19 protein-coding genes and 3 pseudogenes are annotated in these 23,577 nt (G+C 48.0%); 13 read left to right on the top strand and 9 right to left on the bottom strand.

Annotation, left to right across the window (positions count from 1 at the left end):
• Window positions 1-28: 28 nt before the first annotated feature.
• Window positions 29-166 (top strand): annotated as a pseudogene (locus J7I12_RS04570) (helix-turn-helix domain-containing protein); the annotation flags it as partial.
• A 123-nt stretch (window positions 167-289) separates the two neighbouring features.
• Window positions 290-490: pseudogene (locus J7I12_RS04565) on the top strand (L-lactate permease); the annotation flags it as partial.
• A 13-nt stretch (window positions 491-503) separates the two neighbouring features.
• On the opposite strand, the gene J7I12_RS04560 reads toward J7I12_RS04565, so the two are convergent.
• Window positions 504-1,010 (bottom strand): transposase, encoded by a 507-nt coding sequence (locus tag J7I12_RS04560; protein ID WP_498794156.1) that lies wholly within the window; start codon window positions 1,008-1,010, stop codon window positions 504-506.
• 75 nt (window positions 1,011-1,085) lie between these two features.
• Between J7I12_RS04560 and J7I12_RS04555 the strand changes: the two genes are divergently transcribed.
• Window positions 1,086-2,321, top strand: a complete 1,236-nt coding sequence (locus J7I12_RS04555; protein ID WP_096152604.1) for an ISL3 family transposase — start codon at window positions 1,086-1,088, stop codon at window positions 2,319-2,321.
• Between the two features lie 30 nt (window positions 2,322-2,351).
• Window positions 2,352-3,290: pseudogene (locus J7I12_RS04550) on the top strand (L-lactate permease); the annotation flags it as partial.
• Between the two features lie 438 nt (window positions 3,291-3,728).
• Here J7I12_RS04550 and J7I12_RS04545 read toward each other — a convergent pair.
• Window positions 3,729-4,874, bottom strand: a complete 1,146-nt coding sequence (locus J7I12_RS04545) for an IS4 family transposase (protein WP_096152647.1) — start codon at window positions 4,872-4,874, stop codon at window positions 3,729-3,731.
• A 354-nt stretch (window positions 4,875-5,228) separates the two neighbouring features.
• Here J7I12_RS04545 and J7I12_RS04540 point away from each other — a divergent pair.
• Window positions 5,229-6,391, top strand: a protein-coding gene (locus J7I12_RS04540; protein ID WP_208361029.1) for an IS3 family transposase whose coding sequence is annotated in 2 segments (ribosomal slippage) — window positions 5,229-5,504 and window positions 5,507-6,391 — 1,161 coding nt in all. Because the reading frame shifts where the segments join, the coding sequence is not laid out codon by codon here.
• A 290-nt stretch (window positions 6,392-6,681) separates the two neighbouring features.
• Here J7I12_RS04540 and J7I12_RS04535 read toward each other — a convergent pair.
• The 3 genes from J7I12_RS04535 to J7I12_RS04525 form a co-directional block, all read right to left on the bottom strand.
• On the bottom strand, window positions 6,682-7,038 hold the full coding sequence (locus J7I12_RS04535) for a hypothetical protein (RefSeq protein ID WP_072312170.1): 357 nt from the start codon (window positions 7,036-7,038) through the stop codon (window positions 6,682-6,684).
• Between the two features lie 26 nt (window positions 7,039-7,064).
• The gene (locus tag J7I12_RS04530) at window positions 7,065-8,867 is read right to left on the bottom strand and encodes a MobA/MobL family protein (RefSeq protein ID WP_498794060.1); all 1,803 of its coding nucleotides are present in this window, start codon (window positions 8,865-8,867) and stop codon (window positions 7,065-7,067) included.
• A 213-nt stretch (window positions 8,868-9,080) separates the two neighbouring features.
• On the bottom strand, window positions 9,081-10,340 hold the full coding sequence (locus J7I12_RS04525; RefSeq protein WP_208361025.1) for a hypothetical protein: 1,260 nt from the start codon (window positions 10,338-10,340) through the stop codon (window positions 9,081-9,083).
• A gap of 556 nt (window positions 10,341-10,896) precedes the next feature.
• Here J7I12_RS04525 and J7I12_RS04520 point away from each other — a divergent pair.
• The 5 genes from J7I12_RS04520 to J7I12_RS04500 all read left to right on the top strand — a co-directional run bounded on the left by J7I12_RS04520 (window position 10,897) and on the right by J7I12_RS04500 (window position 17,472).
• Window positions 10,897-11,988, top strand: coding sequence for a tyrosine-type recombinase/integrase (locus tag J7I12_RS04520; protein WP_498794058.1), 1,092 nt, complete (start codon window positions 10,897-10,899; stop codon window positions 11,986-11,988).
• 547 nt (window positions 11,989-12,535) lie between these two features.
• Window positions 12,536-13,315: an F-box protein gene (locus J7I12_RS04515; RefSeq protein ID WP_208361022.1), complete on the top strand. Its 780-nt coding sequence runs from the start codon at window positions 12,536-12,538 to the stop codon at window positions 13,313-13,315.
• A gap of 366 nt (window positions 13,316-13,681) precedes the next feature.
• Window positions 13,682-14,809: a PDDEXK nuclease domain-containing protein gene (locus J7I12_RS04510; protein ID WP_208361020.1), complete on the top strand. Its 1,128-nt coding sequence runs from the start codon at window positions 13,682-13,684 to the stop codon at window positions 14,807-14,809.
• Between the two features lie 85 nt (window positions 14,810-14,894).
• Entirely contained in the window at window positions 14,895-17,213 is a 2,319-nt protein-coding gene (locus J7I12_RS04505) for an ATP-binding cassette domain-containing protein (RefSeq protein ID WP_208361017.1), read from the top strand.
• Window positions 17,197-17,472 (top strand): hypothetical protein, encoded by a 276-nt coding sequence (locus tag J7I12_RS04500; RefSeq protein WP_208361015.1) that lies wholly within the window; start codon window positions 17,197-17,199, stop codon window positions 17,470-17,472. Before J7I12_RS04505 ends, J7I12_RS04500 begins: the two co-directional genes overlap by 17 nt.
• Window positions 17,473-17,725: 253 nt before the next feature.
• On the opposite strand, the gene J7I12_RS04495 is transcribed toward J7I12_RS04500, so the two are convergent.
• Entirely contained in the window at window positions 17,726-18,382 is a 657-nt protein-coding gene (locus J7I12_RS04495; RefSeq protein WP_208361014.1) for a pentapeptide repeat-containing protein, read from the bottom strand.
• A 536-nt stretch (window positions 18,383-18,918) separates the two neighbouring features.
• Here J7I12_RS04495 and J7I12_RS04490 point away from each other — a divergent pair.
• The 3 genes from J7I12_RS04490 to traI are packed head-to-tail and all read left to right on the top strand — an operon-like array spanning window position 18,919 to window position 21,408.
• The gene (locus tag J7I12_RS04490; RefSeq protein ID WP_236031571.1) at window positions 18,919-19,557 is read left to right on the top strand and encodes a lytic transglycosylase domain-containing protein; all 639 of its coding nucleotides are present in this window, start codon (window positions 18,919-18,921) and stop codon (window positions 19,555-19,557) included.
• Window positions 19,451-19,711, top strand: coding sequence for a plasmid mobilization protein (locus tag J7I12_RS04485; RefSeq protein ID WP_425340167.1), 261 nt, complete (start codon window positions 19,451-19,453; stop codon window positions 19,709-19,711). The genes J7I12_RS04490 and J7I12_RS04485 overlap by 107 nt, the downstream gene beginning before the upstream one ends.
• Window positions 19,708-21,408 (top strand): TraI/MobA(P) family conjugative relaxase, encoded by a 1,701-nt coding sequence (gene traI, locus J7I12_RS04480; RefSeq protein WP_208361012.1) that lies wholly within the window; start codon window positions 19,708-19,710, stop codon window positions 21,406-21,408. Before J7I12_RS04485 ends, traI begins: the two co-directional genes overlap by 4 nt.
• Here traI and J7I12_RS04475 read toward each other — a convergent pair whose 3' ends face one another.
• From J7I12_RS04475 to J7I12_RS04465, 3 genes are all read right to left on the bottom strand, one after another.
• Window positions 21,409-21,651 carry a helix-turn-helix domain-containing protein gene (locus J7I12_RS04475; protein WP_208361010.1) on the bottom strand — a complete coding sequence of 81 codons (243 nt, stop codon included), beginning with the start codon at window positions 21,649-21,651 and terminating at the stop codon, window positions 21,409-21,411. It abuts the gene before it with no gap.
• Between the two features lie 111 nt (window positions 21,652-21,762).
• Window positions 21,763-22,065, bottom strand: coding sequence for a hypothetical protein (locus tag J7I12_RS04470; protein ID WP_209818988.1), 303 nt, complete (start codon window positions 22,063-22,065; stop codon window positions 21,763-21,765).
• A gap of 121 nt (window positions 22,066-22,186) precedes the next feature.
• On the bottom strand, window positions 22,187-23,416 hold the full coding sequence (locus J7I12_RS04465; RefSeq protein ID WP_208361006.1) for an MFS transporter: 1,230 nt from the start codon (window positions 23,414-23,416) through the stop codon (window positions 22,187-22,189).
• Window positions 23,417-23,577 lie beyond the last annotated feature (161 nt).

Raw genomic sequence — 23,577 nt, 5'->3', positions numbered from 1 at the left:
CTCCATCCAACCAAAGATTGAGGGGCGTATGGGCTATGCACACCTTGCCAGGGAAGAACGGTACTACATCTGCCAGGCAGTGAAAAGTGGAACGTCACTGAGGGCCATAGCCAAAGCGATAGGCCGTAGCGTCTCAACTGTAAGCCGCGAACTTGCGCGAAATACTTTGTGATTGGAACAGTACTCTTCAGTTCTGCTCTGTCCCTATTTCATAGGGTTTGTGGAAGGTTAATGCACACTATGAGCCATGCCTGGATGCGTAGGCGTGCAGGCTGATAAAGGAGTTGCCATGTCTATTGGAGTATTGGCGTTGTTGGCCGTCATACCAATTCTTATTGCCCTGATTTTGATGGTCGGCCTGCGCTGGCCCGCCACCCGGGCCATGCCACTGGCGTGGCTTGTCTGTGCCATTAGTGGTGTGATCGGCTGGAAGCTGGATATCCTATATCTTGCCGCTCTCTCGCTGCAAGGCGTTGTTGTGGCCATTGGCCAATGTTGTCCGGTTAAGCACCCATAGCTAACAGGCTATAACTATAGGTGTTTATAGTTTTTCGTCTTCGTGGATTCAGAAGTTCTTCCAGAGAATCCTTGCCGAACAGATTCAAGCAAATGAGCTCGAAGAGTTGTTGCACCGACAGCCCAAGCTTGCTCAGGAATTTCTGATAGGCCAGGAGTAAATACACGGTCAGGGCCGTATAAATCTGGATGTGCACCGCATTCTCCGAGCGCCCGACAAAGCTTTTAATATGCAGATTTTGTTTGACTTCGCGGAAGAATATTTCAATTTGCCAGCGTTCTTTATAGATATCAGCAATTGTCTTGGCGGACAGGCGGAAATGGTTGGTCAAAAATTCGTACCGTTTGCCGGTTTTCGCATCGCGATAGCCGATTCTGCGTAGACGAGTGGTTTTTCCCCGGCTGCTCACGTCAATGATGTGATCGGACGTGACCCCGGTTTTCCGGTCTACGGCGCGGCGATCAACGAGCTTATAGGCAGCATTGCTCTTCAGTCGGGTTACGAAGAAAGGCTCTTCCGGGTTTTCCGTGGGTAGCTGATCTGCTAATGTCCTTCCCGGAGGGCACCAATGAAGGATACGGACCTATATTTTCGGATTCTCGGGCTGACCGAGCCCTGGTTTGTTGAGGCTGTTGAACTGGACACGGCGGAAGGTCGGGTAGACATCCGCGTGGAGCATGGTCCTGGTGTTCGCTGGTTTTGCCCTACTTGTGGTCGAGAGCTGGCTTGCCGCGACCATGCCGAGCCTCGTGTCTGGCGCCATCTGGACACGTGCCAGTTCAAGACGTTCCTGCATGCTCGGATTCCCCGAGTGGACTGCCCCGAGCATGGCGTCCTTCAGGTCAACGTGCCTTGGGCCGAGTCCAAGGCACGTTTCACCATATTGATGGAGCGATTGATCATCGACGTGCTGACCGAGTGCGCCACCGTAACAGGAGCGCGGCGCATCCTGCGCATCACCTGGGACGAAGCATGGGGTGTCATGGAAAGGGCGGTGCGCCGGGGCCGGGAGCGCAAGCAATCGAATCCCTCGCGGTATCTTGGCGTTGACGAGAAGGCATTCCGCAAGGGGCACGACTATGTGACCGTGGTTTGTGATCTGATCGGCAGCACGGTGGAGTATGTGGCCGACGAGCGTAAGGCCGAAAGCCTTGAGGGGTACTACCTTCAGTTCACCAAGGCGCAGTTGGAGCGGATCAAGGCCGTGGCCATGGACATGTGGGAGCCCTATTTTAAAGCTACGCTCAAACATGTGCCGGACGCGGCGGGGAAAATCGTTCACGATCGGTTCCACGTCATGAAACACGTAGGCGAGGCTGTGGACCGGGTACGCAAGCAAGAGCACCGCGAACTCACAAGTCAGGATGACCATCGACTCAAGGGCACGAAATTCCTCTGGCTATACCGGGAGGAGAATCTGCCGGACAAACACCGGCCAGCCCTGGAGGCCTTGAAGACAGCGAACCTCAAGGTGGCCAAGGCCTGGGCCATGAAGGAAAGCCTGAACGACGTCTGGAAGTACCTGAGCACGGGATGGGCCAGACGTTTTGTGAAGCGATGGCTGGTCTGGGTGAACAGGTCAGATCTTGCCCCAATGCGCAAAGTGGGCGGACTGATTCAGAGACATCTTGAGAACATCCTGACCTTCTGCCGCCACAGGATCACCAACGGCGTGGCCGAGGGCCTCAACAGCAAGATCATGGCCATCAAGAGGAAGGCTTGCGGTTATAGGAACCGGGAGCATTTCAAGACAGCCATCTACTTCTTCTGTGGCGGTCTAAACCTCTACCCGGCCAGTTCCTGACAGGGGTTACCCACGGAAAACCCGGAAGAACCCTACCTTGTTTGCGCGTGGCTGTTGGGACCCGAATTCCCCTCACTTCTGGGAGGACTGCTCGGCCTTGGCGTGGTGGTCTGGGGTACCAAGAAAGGCTTCTGTGTTCCCAAAGATTCGTGGGACTTCGCTCCTTCCAGCCAATGGGACAAAGCTTGGACAGGCACCGTGCCTGCCAGCACAAAGACTGAATTTCACGCCAATATGAGCCAATTCAGCGCGTGGCTCCCCTATGTGATAATTTGTGTACTGCTTGTTATCTCGCGCGTCCCCTCGCTTGGTCTAAAAGGATGGTTAACTAACCAAAAAATCAGCTTTACAAATATTCTGGGATTCAATGGCGTCAATGCGAGTATTGATTACCTCTACTTGCCCGGTACATTCTTTATTGTAGTTTCCTTGCTAACAATTTTACTGCACAAAATGCCTGGTCAAGCCGTTTCCCGTGCCTGGAAAGAAAGCATCCGAAAAATGAAGGCACCCACCATTGCTTTGGTTTTTGCTGTGGCTATGGTGTCTATTTTCCGTGGTTCGGCAACCAATCCAGTTGAACTTCCCTCCATGCCCCTGGCCTTGGCCGAGGCTGTGGGAGCGTTCGCCGGGGCCGTGTGGCCTATGTTGGCTGCCTTTGTAGGCGGCTTGGGGGCCTTTATTACGGGTTCTAACACCGTTTCCGATCTTATGTTCGCAGAATTTCAGTGGAATATGGCCGGGACATTAGAACTTCCGCGCCAGATTATCGTGGCTGCCCAAGCTGTGGGCGGCGCCATGGGCAACATGATTTGCGTACATAATATCGTTGCCGCCTGCGCTGTAGTGGGACTCTCCGGACGCGAAGGAGAAGTGCTTCGCCGCACATTCTGGCCTTTCCTGCTGTATGGTATTGTCGTTGGCATAATCTGCTGGGTACTGGTTGTTGCCAACCCTACGGTATTCTAAATTTGATACGATTATATTTATAACAATAAGGCGGCTAAAAGGCCGCCTTATTGTTATAAATATCCACAGAGGCGAGTGGCTAAAAAATTATAGCTACAACTATCATTCACAATGTATTGCAAGGACTAATTTAGGTTTAGATAACAGTGCACGTTGCACAGCAACTAAACGATAATTTTGCTGTCGAGTTTGACATCACCAACAGATTTACTCCGGCATGCAGATTCGCAACGCTATGGCAAAGCTGAATCTATCACCCCAATTACAATGATTAGTTGGCGCAAAAAAGCAATGGCTTTGCTTTCGGGCTGGCTTGAAGGCAACAATGACAATGAAACTCCCAAGACTCTACGGATTATCTCGCCGGGTGAGTTTCCCCATTCATTGCAAAATGTTGAGTGCCGTCAGAGGGGTATATCTGATTTCAATGTTGTCCGGTTAAGCACCCATAGCTAACAGGCTATAACTATAGGTGTTTATAGTTTTTCGTCTTCGCGGATTCAGAAGTTCTTCCAGAGAATCCTTGCCGAACAGATTCAAGCAAATGAGCTCGAAGAGTTGTTGCACCGACAGCCCAAGCTTGCTCAGGAATTTCTGATAGGCCAGGAGTAAATACACGGTCAGGGCCGTATAAATCTGGATGTGCACCGCATTCTCCGAGCGCCCGACAAAGCTTTTAATATGCAGATTTTGTTTGACTTCGCGGAAGAATATTTCAATTTGCCAGCGTTCTTTATAGATATCAGCAATTGTCTTGGCGGACAGGCGGAAATGGTTGGTCAAAAATTCGTACCGTTTGCCGGTTTTCGCATCGCGATAGCCGATTCTGCGTAGACGAGTGGTTTTTCCCCGGCTGCTCACGTCAATGATGTGATCGGACGTGACCCCGGTTTTCCGGTCTACGGCGCGGCGATCAACGAGCTTATAGGCAGCATTGCTCTTCAGTCGGGTTACGAAGAAAATGCCCTTCGCGGTCAACATGCGAAACCAGGAATAGCAGATATAGCCTTTATCGAAGGTGACGATGGAACCCTTTGGCAATGAAAGACTTTTGGCCATGCGGCTTTCGTGGGTTTTGGCATTGTTGATATCGAGAAAAGCGGGAATGTAGCCATCGTGGTCAAGCACGGTATTTACTTTCACGCCAGCCTTGTTCCGCCGGAACGACGCCCAGGGAAAGATGGACAGGCATAGGCTGATGGTGGTGGCGTCCATGCTGTACAGCTTGCACTTGAAGCGGAATTTGTGACGAGGCGCACGAAGATGGCACAGGCCATACATTTCAGTGAACAGGTCTTTGAAAAATTCCACAGGCCTTGAATTGTTGGCATCGGCAACCGTGGAACGCGCTACTGATTTCAAGCCGAGGTGATACAGCCGTCTCTTGGCCGCCTCCAAGGCGCGAAGCCCATCGCGTAAAGAGCGCCTTGCAGCGAGTTGGATAAAGGCCATGACGGTGAATTGCTCCTTGAATCCAAATTGGCGTGAAGAGCGGCCAGTTTTGTGCTTGCGTTCGAGTTTTTCAAAAACATGTCCCGGTATCAGGGATAGCAGTTGAGAGAAGAGTGTAGTATGATGGCTCAAGTCCAAAATCTCCTTGTGTGGCAAGTTGTTGTGGTAACTTCTTATACCACATACTGCTGAGATTTTGGACTTTTTTGTTACCCCTTAGCCGGACAGCAATGATCTGATTTCTATTTTGGCCTAGTGGTTGCCGATTTGCGGCATCTGCGCGAGCTTAATGATGTGTGAAGTCACCTCTGCAATTTAAGACAAATTTAATTAAGCATCAATGGTATGATGCATCATTGCAGAAATTATATATAAGTGTAATGATATTTTTATATTATCATTAATATCATTAGATTATATAAGAAGTGGGTTCGGAAAACTGGACCGTGAGCTAAGGTGGACGTAAGAAGTCAAAGGAGGCTTTTTATGTCCAAATCGAGAAGGAAGTTCACCGCCGAATTCAAGACCCGCGTCGCCCTTGATGCCCTGTCTGGGGAGCAAAGCTTGTCCGAGCTTGCCAGCAAGCATGGCGTGCATCCAAATCAGATTTCTCAGTGGAAACAGCAGGCCAAGGAGCAGATTGCAGCTGGCTTTGCGGGCAAGTCCCAGAAGGCTCAGCAGAATGATGAAGCCCGTATCAAGGAGCTTCATGCCAAGATTGGCCAACTTACTGTGGAGAAGGATTTTTTACAGCAAGCCTTCGCCAAAATTTGAGCTGCGAGCGAAGGCGTAAAATCGTCGACTTGGGGCACCCAGTGCTCAGTGTTCGGCGGCAGTGCGAAATCCTCAAACTGCAACGCTCAACATACTACTACCAACCGATCGGTGAGTCCGCGTACAATTTGGTGCTCATGAAGCGCATAGATGAATTGTTTCTGGAGTTGCCGTTCTTCGGTTCCCGGCAAATGCGCAACGTTCTGCGTGATGAAGGCCATCTAATTGGGCGTAATCGCGTGCGACGGCTTATGCGCAAAATGGGTCTGATGGCCGTTTACCAGAAGCCGAAGACAAGCCAACCGCATCCGCAGCACAAGACGTATCCGTACCTGCTGCGGGGCAAGGCGATCACAAGGCCAAACCAGGTGTGGTGTGCCGACATCACATACATTCCGATGCGGCGCGGTTTCTTGTACCTTGTGGCGATTATGGACTGGTATAGCCGAGCGGTGCTCGCCTGGCGCGTGTCGAATACAATGGATGCTGATTTCTGTGTGGCCGCCCTGGAAGATGCAATGAATCGCTACGGCGTACCAGAAATCTTCAATACGGATCAGGGTTCTCAGTTTACGAGCTACGAGTTTACGAAGACGCTCAGGGAGGCCGGAGCACGCATCTCAATGGATGGCCGAGGCCGCTGGATGGATAACGTGATGATCGAACGTCTCTGGCGTTCTCTGAAATATGAATGCCTGTATTTGCGAGAGATAGAGACAGGGAGCGAGCTCTGCCGGGTCCTGGCATGGTGGTTTGGCTTCTACAATAACCGGCGTCCGCATAAGACCTTTGACGGCCGAAAGCCGATGGAGATATATCAGCAGTACAAACCAGAGGGAGTGCCACCTCTGATTAGCCCTAGATGGGCGGCATAACCAATGAAACTGTCCACCTTAGTTTTGCCGCTGACTGGTCCAAAGAAGTGAACCCACTTCTATATCTACGATATGCTGGCTTGTTCTCTGAGAGGTTTTACGCATATTATGAGTCTTGAAAAATACCGCAGGAGGAATTGGATATCAGCCCATACAACCTGTGTCACTAAAACAGGCAAACGAAATGGTTGTCGCAGTACCGAACAGAGTTGAGCTCATCTTGAAATTAGATGGATTGCTATACGACTCCAATCGTTGCCGCACCGTTTGTGAATAAACCTTGATTGTAATTATTTGGTATTGTTATCAGGCTGATAAACTTTCACCATATTTGCTATTTCATTATCCAACCGAGCAAAACCTGCAAGGGCACGGCTCAGGTTCCTGTCCTTGAGCAGTTCATGAGCGGCAGTGATAAATCGTTCACGCTGTTCTGAAGAGCCGTTCCGGTATTGGGTCTCAACCATGATGCCCCAGGCAATAAGCTGCCCATCACGTTCTTTGCGGGCCTCTTTATTCAAGGCTGCTGTTTTTTGAGCCAGCTTCTGCTTTTGGAGTTGCAGGTTGGCCATTTTTTCAGCGAGAGTTTTTCTCGGAAGAATGTTGGAGGTGATATTTTCGGGAGCCATCTGGTTATTGGGGTTCATGATAATCTCCTATAGTATATGCAGTGCTATGTAGGCGCATTGTTTATTTCCGTATCATCTGGGCTGTCGGGAGCCCCCTCTGCGAGGTCCGGCCCAGATGTTTCCGGGGTATCAAGATTTGTCCGAATCACGCCATTGGACTCCATCCATTGGGGGGGGTCATCATTTTCCAGATTTATTCTGACCACATAGGGGCAGTATGGCGGCTTAAGCAAGGATATTTCTTGCTCATCAATAAAGTTTGGTGCGCTGTGCCGGGCAAGCCATTGCTCTATGAAGCGGGCATCCAACCTGTCTGTGGCCTCGAAAATTTCTCGGATTGTGCGGTCGCATTCAACACTAATGTCAAGACAGGACGCTTTGAATTCTCTGAGGCGTCTTCTATCCAGATACTCCTGGATATATTGAACGTTTCTGTGATCAACAGCCGCCAGAATTTCTTTTTGAATACTCTGGCCGACAGCAATGATGTCCTTAGCCTTTTCGGTGAGGGTAACGAGGCGCGATGAAGGCTGTGGTGCGGAGAATAGCAGCGTCTTATGGATGGCCTGCGCGTTAACCCTATCCACGGTATGAAGAATTTCTTTGATAACACGCCCGCATTCCACAATGACTTCCATGCTGGGTTCTTTAAGGCGCTGCAATCGGCGTTGGCGAATACTGCTTTCAAGACAGCGCAAGTTTACAACTTCAACCAGAGCATGGATATCACTTTGAATTTCCTTGGAGGTGCTGACGCAGCTGTGTGCCAGCACCTCCAAGGCTGCTACCCGCTCTGTTCGGTTTGCGTGGGCATCATAAGCCGGACGTCCGTCTTCAACTGGGCATGGCCTTCCTCCAGAGCCTCCAGACGTGCCACCAGAGTCTGTATGGAGTGGGATGGTGGGATTTCTCCTTTGCCCATCTTCTGGAGTTGGGCTTTGACCTCCAACAGTTCCTTGTGAACCAAATCCATAAGTACTAGAGCCTGCCCCCAATCGTTGTTGGCCTCCTCCTGCACCAATTTTCTCAGATAGCTCGCTATCTTTGGCTCCATATTTTTGAGTTCCCTCTGTACATTCTCTGCCACTTCCATTTCCCAAGCATTTGGCATTTTCAATCTCCTGTTGCAGTTGTAGAATTTCAGAATTAGTATTCTGAATATCCCGGTTAAGTGCGCCACGCTCTGTTTCCAGCCCACGGCGAGCCATTGTTGTTGCCGCAGAACCCACATGAATTTGCGGCAATGCATCAATTCCCTGATCTTTAAAGGAGCGATGATCTATTATTTTTCCATAAAATTGGAGATACTCATTGCAGAAATTCGCCCATCTTTCACGAATATGCAGGAGGTGCGTTTTTCGCGTTTTCAGGTCATCAAGCTCACGGGTTTTTGCGCCCAACGTCCCCTCCTGCGAATAGCGGCGAGTCGTGAACATGACATGTATGTGTGGATTCTCCTCTTGATCATTTCTGTCCTTCCTGTGCATGCAGCAATCCACTGCCACCTGATATTCCTGCGCAAGCCAGCGGCAAAATTGGGCCGCAAGCTTGAACCGCTCCACCTTGCTCAGCTCCACAGGAATGGCCATATCCATTTCGCGGGCCAGGGTGGAGTTTTTGCGTTTTTCTGTACGCTCTGCCAGCAACCACAAATCTTGCCTGCCGATGGCGGGACAACCTTCAGGTACAAAAATTTCTCGCGCCACCACTCCTTGCTTGCGTCGAAAGTCGAACACACGGCCATCGGCAGCCGTCAGACGAGAAGCGGCCCTGTAGGCAGCGGCGGCTACCGCACTTCTGCCGTCAGCGCGACTGATGGTCTGCATATGGAGATGATAAATCGCCACAGCCTATCCCCGGCAGCCCTGGTGCATTTTGCATTTTGGGGTCGAGGGGCACAGCCCTCGCGCGCGCAAACCGCGAAGCGTGTTTGCATAAGTGCGCCCTTCGGGAATCTTCATCAGCAAAGAAAATTTGTGGGCATAAAAAAACACGATGACCTCCAATGATCATCGTGTACAAAAAAACCGGAATGAAATGAGACTGAAAGAATTTCCCGCTTACATATCGACTGGGAGGGACGGATACAGTTCCTTATAGATTGCAAGCCACGTTTCCGCATGGGCGAAGACCGGCAGGAAATAACGGATGTCTTTTGTCCATGCTGCAATCCATTGATTGTAATCGGCTACCGTTTGAGCATCAGCGCCGGAATCAAGGGGCATCATGGTTTCAACAATGGCATTTATGGAATCCAGAGGGCATGCCTGCTGACGCAAAAATTCAGCTACATGAGGCAACGCCAGCCAGAATTCATCAGGAAAGTCTTGTGTTCCGGTGGCAGGGCAAATGCTTTGTGGCGGTTCATGCTCCCACCAGTTCCAGAGATTCAGACGGACTTGGATAAGTTTTTCTTCATAGGGGAAAAACCTGATCAGGGCAGCCAGCAGGCGGCTTCGTGAAGAATGGGCAAGGCGGAGCCTTGAGGTAATTTTCAGAGCTCGCTCATATGCCTTTTTTCGTGCTGGCGTCCCGGCAACCTTTTCATAAAGGTGAACATGGCATCGTGCGCTATTTTTCTTTTTTGCCATGAAAAGATCTACAACGCGCCAGCATAAGGAGCAGGTTGTGATCCGGGAAACTGGAAATTTGTTCTTTTCCCTATGACGCAGATTCTGCAAAGCCATCAGTGCGTCATAAAGATCGTCTGTGTCATGTATGCTACCTGTATCATTAGGAACCAGCAGGGTGACATATTCTATAAGCGCTGCCCAGGACCTGATTTTTGCAAAAATGTCTTCCTGTAATGTCTGACGTAAGATTTCACTGTCAGGCGGGGTGGCTGATCTTTTTTTCTCCAGTTTTTTCATCTTCGCTTTAAATGCGGAAGTGACAGTTTCTTCAAATCGAGGGTTGTATTCGTATTTTTCTTTTAATCGCTTCAGACTCAGCTTGTAGTGAGTATTGATGTACGGCAGTATTTCCCTGAAACTTCGGTTTTCAAGTTCATGATATAGGGGTAAACTGTTACTTTCATCAAAGTATTCAATCGCCAATGCTTCCTTCTTGGTTCGAGTTCCCAGAATTTTTGCCAGGGTATTTTCATCAGCAGAAGGGATCCTGTCAAAAAAGGCAGCAATCCAGGCTTCGTAAAGGGCATCCCAGGTGAGACACCTTTTTTCAGACAGTCCACGCAATCTGAGAATGTCTTCATTACTCATGATGGATGAAAAAAACTGCTGGCAGCATTCAAAAGCCCCATAAACCGTATTCCGTTCAATCCGGTTACAGGCTTCTTTTATATCTTCGATTTCCCACATGAGTGTTTCTCACAGTCCATCAATTATGCCTCGATCTGATATCGTCTGATTTTCCGACTGCATGGGCACGAGCAGGGCCGGACACTACTTCCCTGTAAAACTGTCGTCCGCAGTAGGAGGGAAATTCTTGCAGTCTCATTTTTGTTGCCTGACGTGGCATATGGTTTTCAAAAGGAAAATACAGGAATCCTGATGAAAAGCCAATTGCCCCCATCTCCAGGCCAGCTGGGCCGTATTCTTACAGCAAGTGAAGTTGCTGCGATCTTCCGCCTTGATGTGCGAACGGTCAGACGGTATTATACAGTGTTCGGGGGTGTGCGGATTGGGCACGCTCTAAGGTTCCTTGAAAATCGCATAGTGGAGATATTCAATGGCAACCTTCACGAGCAAGAAAAAAGGCTCCCCCAAGCGTTGGAAAGGGCAAGTCTGGTTTCAGGGCAGGATGGCAGCAGTAAAATGGTTCGGCAGCAGCAAGGCCGACGAAAAAAATGCCATAGCCTGGGAAGTGACCACCAGAAAGGAACTGGAGGAAGCAGCCGCAGCAGCACCCGAAGAAATGATCCCTTTGGCCTCCAAGCCCCAAAGGGTGACGGTTCTTGAATGGGGAACGGCCTACCTTGAGGAATGTCAGCGGCGCAATACTCTGGCAACCTTCAAAGAGAAGCGTGACGGCTTTCGGCGGTTCATCCGCTACCTTGAACAGACCAAGGGACTGTCGCCAGATGATTCAGTTGAATCCTTCGACAGAAAAAAGGCCCGCAAGTACCTTGCCTGGCAGCATGACCAACGCGGCCCCAACTGCTCCAACAAAGATCGAAAAATCTTGACTACCGCCTGGAAGTGGGGCGCAGCCTACCTCGACCATTTTCCGCTGGATATGCCGGATCCTTTTCTGGCCTGCCAGCGGTATGCTGAAATCCGTGTTCCCCGGTACATTCCGCCGGAAGAGGATTTCTGGAAGGTCTATGAGGCGGCCCCGGAACGCGAGAAGGCCATGCTGACCTGCTTTCTCAACCTTGCGGCCCGTAAGGGCGAACTTCTCAAGTTGACTTGGCAGGATGTGGACTTTGAGCGTGGCACAGTGGTGCTGACCACACGCAAAACCCGCACAGGCACGGTAAAACGTGACGAAATGCCCATGAATGAAGAAGTGCGGGCCACCATGCTCTGGCTGTGGCAATACCGCCAGGGCAAGGGGAACCATGTATTCACCTGCCCGGTGGAGCCGTACATCGGGCAACCATACAAAACGGCAGCCCACGTAATGAAAAGGCTTTGCGCCAAGGCCAAGGTGAAACCATTCGGGTTTCACGCCATCCGGCATCTGGCCGCCACCATCTTGGCACAGGAGGGCAAAAGCCTCTTTGCCATCCAGCACGCCCTGCGACACGAAAAGCAGACAACCACGGACAGATACCTGCACAGCCTTGGAGCATTCTCGGAAGTTTCGGATGCTCTGAGCGTACTGGCAAGCCGTGGCCCTGCCAATCGTCACACGCTCTTTCCTGCTCCTTCTTCGCCTTTATCAAAAAAGGAAGCCTTTGCAGACAAAAAGGAAGAGAAGCAGGTGGGGGAGGCAAAGGCAATTGTGATTCGCCGCAAGCAAGGGCGAACTTCCGAAAAACTTATCGCAACAGGTACGGAGTAGAGAGCACGACTGGTACGGAGTAGAAGAATATGCTTCAGACTTCGTTTTTGAAAACAAAAAAAGGCCGCATTTTCATGCAGCCTTTTTTCAAAACTAACCCCCGGGCCTAACCCCCTGTGGGTATCTGGTGAGGTTTTTGTTATAACCTCTTGGAATCATTTGGCGTCCCCAAGGGGATTTGAACCCCTGTCGACGGCGTGAAAGCCGTTACACAACCCCACGTCACCGTACAATTTCAAGGGGTTACACATGCATAACGGTACAAGAAATACACAGCGGTACACAGCGTGGTACACAGTTTAGGTACACAGCCCTCGTTTTCCTTCCCCTATCAAACGGGCTATTTTGCCTCTTTCTGATCGCCGTAACCGAGCGGGAATTTCTCATTTGTTTTGCCATTTGCGGGGTGCGGCAAATACGACCACAAAACCGTCTGGTCGCTGATTCAACTCCCCAATCGGGATTTGAACCGCTCCCCATTCTTATCTGGATTTTTGTTGGCGGCTTTTTGAGCCGTTGTTTTCAATTTTTCCCCGGCGAGTAGCACATGCCGGGAAATCGTTGCGGGCATGATCCACGTTGCCCCACACTGACGCCAGCCCGCCCTATCCGTAAAGGCAAGGGCGGCTTGCCGCGCATCCTCTCCCTTGCCGCAGAGCGGGCAAAGGCTTGGTACTTCCACCCTGGAAAGTGCAAGCCTTTGCAATCACACCCACACAGGAAAACCCGTTCCGAGCGGCGGGAGGCTTGCCAGATTGTCATTGAGACAATTCTATCTCACCTTGACCTTGCCTCTCTCTGCCTTGGTACACCCACTCTTGATGCCGGATTTATAGACATTGATATGCGAACCATAGTCCGTGATTCCGGTATCGGCCAACGCCGTTGTGAACGGGCTATTGCTTTGCTCAAAGAAGCGGGCTTTATGAAGGTGCAGCAACCCCGCGCAATCAACGATCAGGGCGACTATGTTGGCCTACGGGCGATCCGCGTTGTCACCAACCTCTTTTTTGAATTTCTTGGCCTTGGGCCGATGCTCCAGCGAGAAAGAGCCAGAGCTACCGCCAAATTGCAGCGCAGAGCCATGAAAGCCCAACGCAAGCTGTCAGACCTCATGCGCCGAATGACAAAAGGGCTTCGCAATTCATTCACATTCAAGCCGCAACGCTCACGCGCAAACCAAGAAAAACGCGAAGAAGAGACACGGCGCTGGAACATGACGTGTGCGAAGTACATGATTGCTGATCTCACGCCAGACGAGTGCCGAAGGCGAACAAACGCGGAACTCGGTTTGCCAGCCGACTACAGCCCCGGCAGACACGCATAGCAAAATTTGCGCGTCTGGCCTCATGGGATTTTCCTAAGTGTTGAGCCTGTTCCGGCTTCTTCCATCCCTGAAAAATCGAATTTTGTGACCTGGATTTGCATATGTACGCAAAGTCCCTGCTACCGAAGAAAGATAGGTGTCGCGTAGTTGGGCGTTAGTTGTCGCTCATAAAACCCAAGAGACAAAAAAATTAAGAAAGGAAAAGGATGGAAGCCAATTTATACGGATTATTTTTCGCTTTGGCCGCCATGAGTCCCATGACCGAAAAGAGGAAAGACACGCGCCTCCGGCGCGGCCAGTGAATGAAACACGATTTTTCCCTACGGGCAACTTTGCAACCCAACTGGAATAGCGTATATTTCCACAATGCCAAAACAATCTATCATAACGACCTCAGAGACAACCAATCTTGTTCAGCAAGTACGGGAAATCGTAATTGCTGCCCGCACCCTTGCCACCCAAAGCGTTGACACTATTCAAGTCGCCATGAATTTTACTATCGGGCAACGTATTGTCGAGCATGAGCAGGGAGGCGATAAGCGGGCTGCCTACGGTAAGCAGACAATGGAGCATTTGGCTCAGTCAATGACTTCTGAATTTGGACGTGGATTTTCCAAGAGAAACTTGGCATTGATGCGCCAATTTTACCTCATGTATTCTCCACGGGTGAAGGCCCTGCCAGCCGAACTCGTGTCATTCCCGCAAATTGCGCAGACGCTGTCTGCACAATTCACTCAGGAAAAGAGCGAGAAGATTGTGCAGACAGCGTCTGCACAATTGCCAGGACTACCCCTAATTAGCTGGTCACATTACGTTTTTCTTATGGGGATTGCCAACCAGGAAGAGCGGATGTTCTATGAAATCGAAGCTGCCCGCCATAGCTGGAATTTGCGCACCCTGAAACGTCAGGTGGACTCCTGCCTGTATGAGAGGCTTGCTCTTAGCCGGGACAAGGAAGGTGTAGAGCGTTTAGCAAGCGAAGGCGATTTGCCGCAGGCCCCGCGCCAGTTGATCAAAGACCCGCTGGTGCTGGAGTTCCTTGGCCTAGAGGAAAAAGCTCACTACTCTGAACACGACCTGGAAAGCGCCATCATTGATCGGCTTGAAGCCTTTTTGCTGGAGCTTGGCAAGGGCTTCCTGTTTGAAGCCCGGCAAAAACGCTTTTCCTTCGGCGCAGACCACTTTTATGTCGATCTAGTCTTTTTCAACCGACTATTACGCTGTTATGTGCTGATAGACTTGAAGATCGGGAAGCTGACCCATCAGGATTTGGGCCAGATGCAAATGTATGTGAACTACTTTGACCGCCATGTGAAATTACCAGAGGAAAACCCGACTGTGGGGATTCTTCTTTGCAAGCTCAAAAATGACGCCTTGGTGGAACTAACATTGCCAGAAGATGCCAATATTTATGCCTCACAGTATCAACTATATTTGCCTTCAAAAGAAGAGTTACAGCAAAAACTGCGTGATTGGAGTGAAGGAGAATCCTAATCGCCTCAACCGGTATCACACCCGTGGCCAGATTAGCGTTTGATAGAAACAAATAGAGCTTTGATTTTATTGGAGTGGTTACAGAATGAGTGATGTATTAAACTCAATAATAAAAATTGATCTCCATATTCACTCAAAAGCAAGTGAATATAAAGAAAGCGCTGGGATTGTAGATAATTCAACGAAAGAAAATATTGGCATCCTACTGTCTAATCTTCATCAGAATAATGTCGCATTATTCTCAATAACAGACCACAATAGATTTGACTCCGATTTATATATTGAAATCTGTAGAACTTTAAACACTCCAAATAATGCATATTCAAATGTAAAATCAATTTTGGCAGGAATTGAGTTCGACGTTAAGATTGATGAACAAATGGATAAATGTCATATAATTGCAATATTTGATGCGAATAATGAATATGAAAAATTTCTTAAGATTGAAAAAGCAATAAAAGACGATCTACTAGAAAAGCCTGATGACGTGTATTCGAAAGATGTTTTTGAAAAAATTTTAAAAAATATCGGCCTAAGCACTATATTGATCGCGTCTCAGCGAAAAAGCATACATAATCATAATGGAAAGCATAATTCATTAAGTGACTCTACTGACGATGTAGAACAGATAATCAGATTGGGATATATTGATGCATTAGAGTTTCAGAAGCCAAAAGTTGAAGGGATATTGTTAAACAATCTGAAAGAGATTTCACTTCCCGTACCGCTATTCTCTGGAAGCGACTGTCATGATTGGTCTTGTTACCCTTATCATGACAAAAAGAATCAGAACAAAGAATTTCATCACTCTAGGGCAAAAATTCTTCCTACTTTCAAAGGGTTGTTAATGGCTGTGACTTCTCCTGAGACGAGATTTAATTGCTGTGACAACAAAAATGTCAATTTCGTTTCTGGATTTATGGTCAATAACAAAACTATACCACTTGTAAACGGAATTAATGCAATTATTGGAGAAAATGGAGCAGGTAAAACAACAATACTCAAGTTGCTTAACGGGAAGATTTCAGAAAAATATGTAAAAAATATTGTTCAAGAAAATGCATTAAGCGTTACTAATTCAAGTTCTTTGCTTCATGGTGTGAGATATGTAGAGCAAGGACAAATAATTAAAAAATTTAACTCTGGAACCCTATTCACAGAGGGAGATGAAAGCAATTTCAAACCTGTTGATCATACTCAGTTTGTAAGTAGCTATACAGAGTTTTCAGACAAACTCAAAAGCGGTATTCTTTTATCTATTAGTAAGCAAAATAATTTAAGCAATTTGGAAAAATATATAATTGAATTTCAGGAGAAGGTGTCTTCTGCAAATTATTATGTCGATATAATGGGAAATAAAAAAGACGATAGCGATAAAAACCCTCACGAAATACCACGGAATAAATTAAATTCACTCATTATTGAAATCAAATCATTGCTCGAAGATAGCTATTTTGAAGCATACAAGAGCAAAATCGAGTCAATTCTCGGCGATTTTGAATTGATTCACAACGAAATAGATATCAATTGGCGAAAATTAAATAATGAAATAACTATCAAAAATATCATAAGAGGTTGTATTGATGACTATTTAAGGAAAGTAAAGGCTAATTCATCCGCTCAAGCAAGAGAGGCAAAAGAACACAGCGACAAAAGACAGTCGGTTGTTGAGGCTGTAATTACTGCAATAAAAGCCACCAACGGGTACATTCCTTGGCCTAAAATTCCAAGCGTGGTTCATGGAGCTTCCAAAAATCCAAAGCATGGGTTTTATTTTACCAGGGAGGCCGTGTATAACGATGTTTCAATGGTTAAGAGCTTTTTTTCAAATATGTTTGTCACTGCCTATGATTCCATAGACAAGTTGACGGAAATTTCAAAATATGAAGACTTTGTAGCTGCGCTATACGGATGTACATCAATTCAAGATATAGATAGGAAATGGAAAGAAAATTTTCAAAAATTCATCAATGAATCAACAAAAACCCATGATCGGATTATGGACAGTGGCGATCAGCAAATTGGAAATACGCTTGGTGAAATGTCGTTGTCGTATTACAAGTTTTTTACTCAAGATGGGCAAGCATGGAATATTCTAATTGTCGATCAGCCAGAAGACAATATTTCAAATAATAATATTAGCAAGAAACTATTGGGCTATTTTAATGCGATAAGAGACGAAAAACAAATTGTCTTTGTCACTCATAATCCTTTGTTGGTTGTCAATCTTGATGTGGACAATGTGATATTTATTGAGAATGATAATGGAAAATTGTCTGTAAACAACGGATGCTTGGAGTATGAGGATGATAACATTAATATATTGAAACTTATCGCAGATAATATGGATGGAGGAAAAGAAACTATTGAAAAGAGGTTAAAAGTGTATGGACAAAACTATTAAACTAACAATGACTAACGCTAGAGAAATAGTAATTACAGTAAACGATGAAGATAAGCATATTATAAAGCCAGAAGAAAGGGTCATCAGTGCCGATAGTATTTATAGAATTTTAGATTTTGCAGACGGGGATAACTACACAGTATCCCTAGGAAATGAATCTGGAATTGACAGTCAAGTTTTGGATTTTTTTGCGGAACTGTTTACTGACATAGTAAACAAGGTAAATACACTTAGTTCTAATGCGGCAACTGACATCTAGTTTAGAACGAGTTACCTTTGCTTTATCAAGGACAATACCGATAAGAACCCGTGGATGAATCTACGCCCACTGCCCACTGAGAAATGATTGGAGCCCCTTTACAAAGCACAAACGCGCAGAAAGAGAGAACACACAAAGAATCTGCTACCATAGGCAACACCTCCACTAATTTTACAAGTATTTTTAACCCCCGTTCCGTCCGTAGACATACTTAATTAGCTTTGGATTTCCCAGTAGTGGGCGCAGGGATTGCCTATTTACTTTGGTCAGCGAGTTTTCGCAAGATATTTTTTATATAGCTTAGCGTATAAAATGGTTTGGATATAAGGTTTGGCAGCATCCTGAGCCCTTCAATAAGAGGCTGTTCTTCAAAGTCGTGTAAGAGCAACATCAGATAGAGAGTGTTGACCTTGCCTTCCTTCAAGTGCAAAGTTCTAGACCTGCGGATATAATCATTCTTCCGCAAGTCTTGGATAATAGTGATTAATTCTTTTGAGAATTGATCTTCACTAATTGCTTTTTCAAAAACTATTATTCCATCTGTATTTTTTGAAATCCCTTTTGCTGTATTTATAGATGTATTATAAAAAATTGTATTTGAAAATTTTGCTTCTGTGAAATTTGATTTATCTAAAACAGCTCCATTGAATATCACATCTTTAAATATAGCATTTGAAAAATGGCTTCCTCGTAAATTTGTACCTATAAACTCACTCCCATCAAATAAGGCTCTATCAAATTCACAATACTTAAATTTTGCTCCTCGAAAAGATACAAACCTAAAATTACATTCAGAAAAATTTGAATTTATTGAAGAACTTTTTGAAAAATCTTTATACATAAAATTAGATTGACGTCGATCTTTATTTTTATAGCTAAGTGGGTTTCTATTCTTCCCAACCACAGACATGGATGCCCTCCTAATTTCTTTGAATTGAGTCCACCAAGTTTTGCACGCCCTCCACGTGTGGGGGACTATCACATCCTCCGTCAAGGCGTCTTACGCCCGGAGAGAGGTTAGCAGAAGCGTTATCGATCACACTTTGCTATTCCCTACTTGTTACCTTCACTCATATGGTTTTATCAAAACCTCTTGAGATTGCCTATTTTCGTTGAAATCCCTGTGCGTCTATCTTTGTGGAAAGATTTTTGTAATCAGTAGTATACGTTTAAATAGGTTCATGCTGCAAGCGGATACGTTTGTATCGTGAATGGAACTACTCATATACAAAGGCACATTGCCGTATCCAAACGGAACCATTTGGAAATGTTCGTATAACTTCTCCAAGCCTCTCCAAAAATATTCCCCCGTGTGCTACTGTGTCTCTGATTTAGAGGACAGGACAGAGGACGTGTACCCACCTTCGGCGGCTCCATTCCTGTCCTGCCCTGCGGGGCTGCTTATTCGCGGTTCCGCTCAACGCAAAGACGAGAGGCGGTTGCTCCATGAAAAAGACATTCGCACTGACCGTTTTGCTTTGTCTGCATACGCCCGTACTCGCAGCGGAGCCAGGGCCACCCGCGCCCCTGGTGGAAGCCATAGCCCGGCAGGAATCCGGGCTGAACCCGCTGGCGGTCAATATTGCCAGGAAATCATACTACCCGGCCACGCGGGAAGAAGCCGAGCGGCTTATTCGGAAGGCGATTGCAGCGGGCCAGTCGTTTGACGTTGGCAGGATGCAGATCAATTCTTGGTGGATGGAGCGATTAGCTCTCGACCCGTTTTCACTTCTCGATCCGGCCACAAATGAGCGTTGGGGCAAATGGATACTGGCGGAAGAAATAGCCCGCCACGGCCTGAACTGGAAAGCCGTAGGCAAATACCATTCCCCCGACACGGAGCGCGGCAGACAGTATGCGTGGCTCGTTTATCGTCACTACGCGGGCCAAAGAGCCTCCAAGGTTACAACGGAGGTTCCCCGTGCCGAGCAAAAAACTGATACTCAGAACCTATTTGACACCAGAGGAACACGCGCAGATCAGGGCATCGGCCAGCAAAGCGGGGCTGTCCCTTTCCACGTTCAGCAAAAGGGTGTGCCTTGGGTTTTCCGTCCCAAGTCTGGAGCATCAGGAGGCAAGGATTGAATTGCGCCGATTGAAAGGCGACCTGGGCAGACTTGGAGGGCTGGTGAAACAGGCATTGGCAAACGGAGCGGACAGGCAGACGGTTCACCGCCTTTTACATGAACTGGACGCCCGGCAGCGTGAACTCCAACAAGCCATAGCGGTCATAAAATGATCAGCAAGAAAGTGGGCATCAGCCCGAAAAACGACAATTACGCTCGTCTTGCCGATTACATAGCCGATGCCGGGAACCATGCCAGACAGGGAGGCGAAAAAAGCCTTATGCACTGGTGCGCCGGATGCCTTGGGGATGAAGACTACCAGAATGGCATTGCCGAAGCTGTAGACGTTCAGGCTATGAACACTCGCACCAAGCAGAGCAAGACCTACCACCTTGTTATCAGCTTCCGCCCGGAGGACGAGGCGAAACTAACGCCGGAGGCGTTCAAGGCCATAGAGGAACGCTTTGCCGCCGTCTTGGGGTACACCGAGCACCAGCGGCATTGCGGCGTCCACAAAAACACAGCCAATCTGCACATGCACATAGCCTACAACATGATTCACCCGGAACGGCACACCCGGCATGAGCCGTTCCGCGATTTTTGGAAAAGAGACACTGTATGCCGGGAGCTGGAGCAGAAATACAGCCTTGTGATTGATAATGGCCGAACCAAAGACAAACAGCGGTCTTTGGGCGAAAAAGCCGCCCTTATTGAAGCGCATACAGGCCAACAATCCTTTGAATCGTATGCCAAGGCCCACAGGGACAAAGTTTTGCATGTTCTGGAAGCGGCAGCGGACTGGCAAACGCTCCATGAAGGGCTTGCCCTCTACGGCATGGAGATAAAACCCCACGGCAATGGCCTCGTCATAGCTGATCGCCATAACCAGCGGCATACTGTGAAGGCCAGCGCGATAGACAGAGGGCTATCACTAAAAAAACTGACAAAAAAATTGGGGCCGTATCTTCCAGCGCAGGGCTTGGAGAAAATATCGGAACAAAGCCGGTATTGCCATGCCCCCTTGCACCGTTCACCGGAACGCGGAGCCTTGTATGCGGAATACCAGCAAGGCATTGAAAAGCGGAAAACCAGTTTGGCTACCGTCAAGGATCGGGAAGATGCGGCGCTTGCGGCAATCAAGGGAAAATGGGCAGCCAAGCGCAAGGAATTGGAATGTCTGAACATAGCAAAAAAGAATCGCCGCAATCTGGTGCAACTGGCCCGAAAACATGAGGCCGAGGAAACAGCCAGGGCCAAACTGCCGTTTCAATCTCCCCGTGATGCCATACGCGGAGAAGTTCCTTTCACATCATGGAATGGCTTTCTGCAATATAAGGCGGGTCAGGGTAATGAAACGGCTTTAGCCATTTTGCGTTCTGCGCTGGAAACTGCGGAACCGGATAAGGAGCCACAAGCAGCCGTGGCAAAAGACTGGTCACAGCACGGCAAAGACCAGTTTGCGTTGAACCGTGCGGAAGTCCGGGCCGAGTACGCGGCCAGGGAAGTAGCCGCCCTGGAAAATGAAAACGTGAGCGGCAAGGCAAAAAAGCAGCTTTTGGCGGTTTTGCGTATGGAGCAGCTTGCAGCAGAGGAAGGTACTGCGGGGGAAACATCACAGATACGCGGTTTTTCGGCAACAGTAGACCGCAAGGGAACAGTCGTTTTTACGTTGCCCGGCGGCGGCAGGGTTTTGGACAGCGGAAAAGAATTATTCTTTTCGGGCAACAATGCAGCCGCCCGGCATGTGGCCGTCCGCTACGCGCAGAAAAAATGGGGGGCAAGTCTGCATATGGAGGGGAACAAAATTGTGCGGCTGGAAAAAAAGCTGGAGAAAGAGCAAGCCCGGAAACAGCAGCATATGGAACGATAGCTACTTTTGCTCCATTTTCTCCGCAACGGGATCAAGTAATTGTCCGGGGGTTATGTCCAGGGCTTTGGCAAGACGAAGGATCATGGCAAGGCTCGGTTGCCTTGTGCCATTTTCAAGGGCGCTGATGAAGGGCCTGATTACGTCCACCCTTTCACTCAGTTGTTCTTGGGTCAGTTGTTTTTCAAGCCGCTGCGCTCTCAAAACTTCACCGAATAGTTTATTATTTTGCCGCGTTACTGTCATAGAATGACAGTATAGCTGAGTGGCAATAATTTGTTTGATAGCTGTTGCTATCCTGAATGCCGATTAACGTGCCCACGAGCGTGGGCACAAGGTTAAAGATTCAAGAATAGACTATGTACGCTTGAGCAGAGCCAGAAATGTCCGAATGGATTCCTGCACAGCCATAGCAGCCAAGGGGAGCGCTTTGGCATACTCATCCGTGTGTCCGCGTCTATGGACTTCACAAACAGGGAAGAGGATATCGAGCAGTTCTTGAGTCAGCTTTTCAAAGTTTTCCAGTCTGTACTCTTCATTGTTCTCATACATGCCAAACCTCTTTTGGAGTTTTCCGCACACCACAGCGATGCCATCACAGCAAAAATCCGCTTTTGGCAAAAAAGCGGACTGTTGACGCCACAAGCGAAAAACGGCCATCCGTTTCCCCAATAGGCCACGCACAAAGGCACCAATCTCATACACGATGTGGTATGTTGATGTTAGATGCCAAACTGTGCGCAGCAGCTTGAGCGGTTATGAACAGTTTAAAAATTTCTAATTATCTTTTATTTCCTGATAATAACGATTGTTTTTTGACTGCCATGCCGTACAAAAAGCCTGTACAAGCCATCAAAAAACCAGTGGTTTTCAAAAGATTCTCTACAGAGATAATTTCTGCCAATGGCCCGAAGATGAGAATTGCTGCTGGCATACCGCTTGAAGCGATAATTTGAAGAATTGAGAACACTCGTCCAAGGACTTCTGGATCGGTTTCTTTTTGAATGAAGACTGTGACTGTGGTGGTAAATATCGGCATGAAAAAGCCAGCGGCACCAATCAGAGCGAGGAAGATCAGAAAACTTTCTGTTACCCCCATCAGGCCGAAGAAAATTCCCAAAAGTGAGACGCAAAGGGCTATGGCTTTAGGCTTATTGGAAAATTCCCCACGCCAAGTAATAAACAACCCGCCGAAGATGGACATTCCAGACCATGCGATTTCATTGGCCGTCAGCCTCCATACTTCTTCGCCAAAAGTACGGGCAATCATCAAAGGGCTCAAAACAGCAGCGGGAGTGACGAGGAAGAAGAAAGCGCCGTAACTTAGTATGAGAAGCCTGAGTTGCGGATGATGGATGGTGTATGAAAGGCCATAACGCATTTCGCTGATGGTGGAAAAATCTCTTGTGGACTTTGCTGGTGTTGGCACTTTTATTTGCCACATGACCATAATCGCCAAGATTGCCGTAACAACATCAATCAGCATCACCCAAGCCAAGCTTACCGTTCCAAGGAGAAGCCCGCCAACTGCCGGAGAAATGAGCATGAGACCGGCATTTATCGTCTGATTGATGCCTTGGATGCGGCTAAGATGTGTTGAGGGTACAATTTGCGGATAAATCGCGGCAGAAGCCGGAGCCTGTATCCCGCTGCCCAAAGACCGAAAAGCCAGCGCACCTATCAGGAGCCACAGGTTCTCTATTCCGTATAGGAATAGGACGGCCAGCCCCAACGTCACCAGAGCGACAAATCCATCCGACAAGATGATCAATATACGTCGGTTATACCGGTCAGCCCAGACGCCGCCCCACAGCAAAAGCAAGACTTGGGGAACATTGCAGGCTATAGTTGCAACTGTCATCCAAAGTCCGGACGTGGTCTGCAATGTGATATGCCAGACCAAGGCAAACCCTACAGTTGAAGAACCAAAAAGCGAAAGGTTTTGACTGACTAAAAAAAGAATGGCTTTTTTATGCCAAAGATTATCGGCAAAGGCAGATTTTTGAAGCATGAAATTTTCCTGTAATAAGAAAAGCCGCATGGAATTGCTTCCACGCGGCTTTTCAAAAAAGTCACGAAATGAAAAAGTTTCCGAAGTAAAAAAAGAACCGCACCAATCACATTACACGATACAGCGACTTGTCCCCATTACGGGAGAAAGGCATTGGGCGG

The sequence above is a fragment of the Desulfovibrio diazotrophicus genome (genome assembly GCF_902498985.2).
In the GTDB taxonomy this organism is placed as follows: domain Bacteria; phylum Desulfobacterota; class Desulfovibrionia; order Desulfovibrionales; family Desulfovibrionaceae; genus Desulfovibrio; species Desulfovibrio legallii.
The sequence above is the reverse complement of the archived record's forward strand: the minus strand, read 5'-3'. Positions and strand labels throughout refer to the sequence as shown.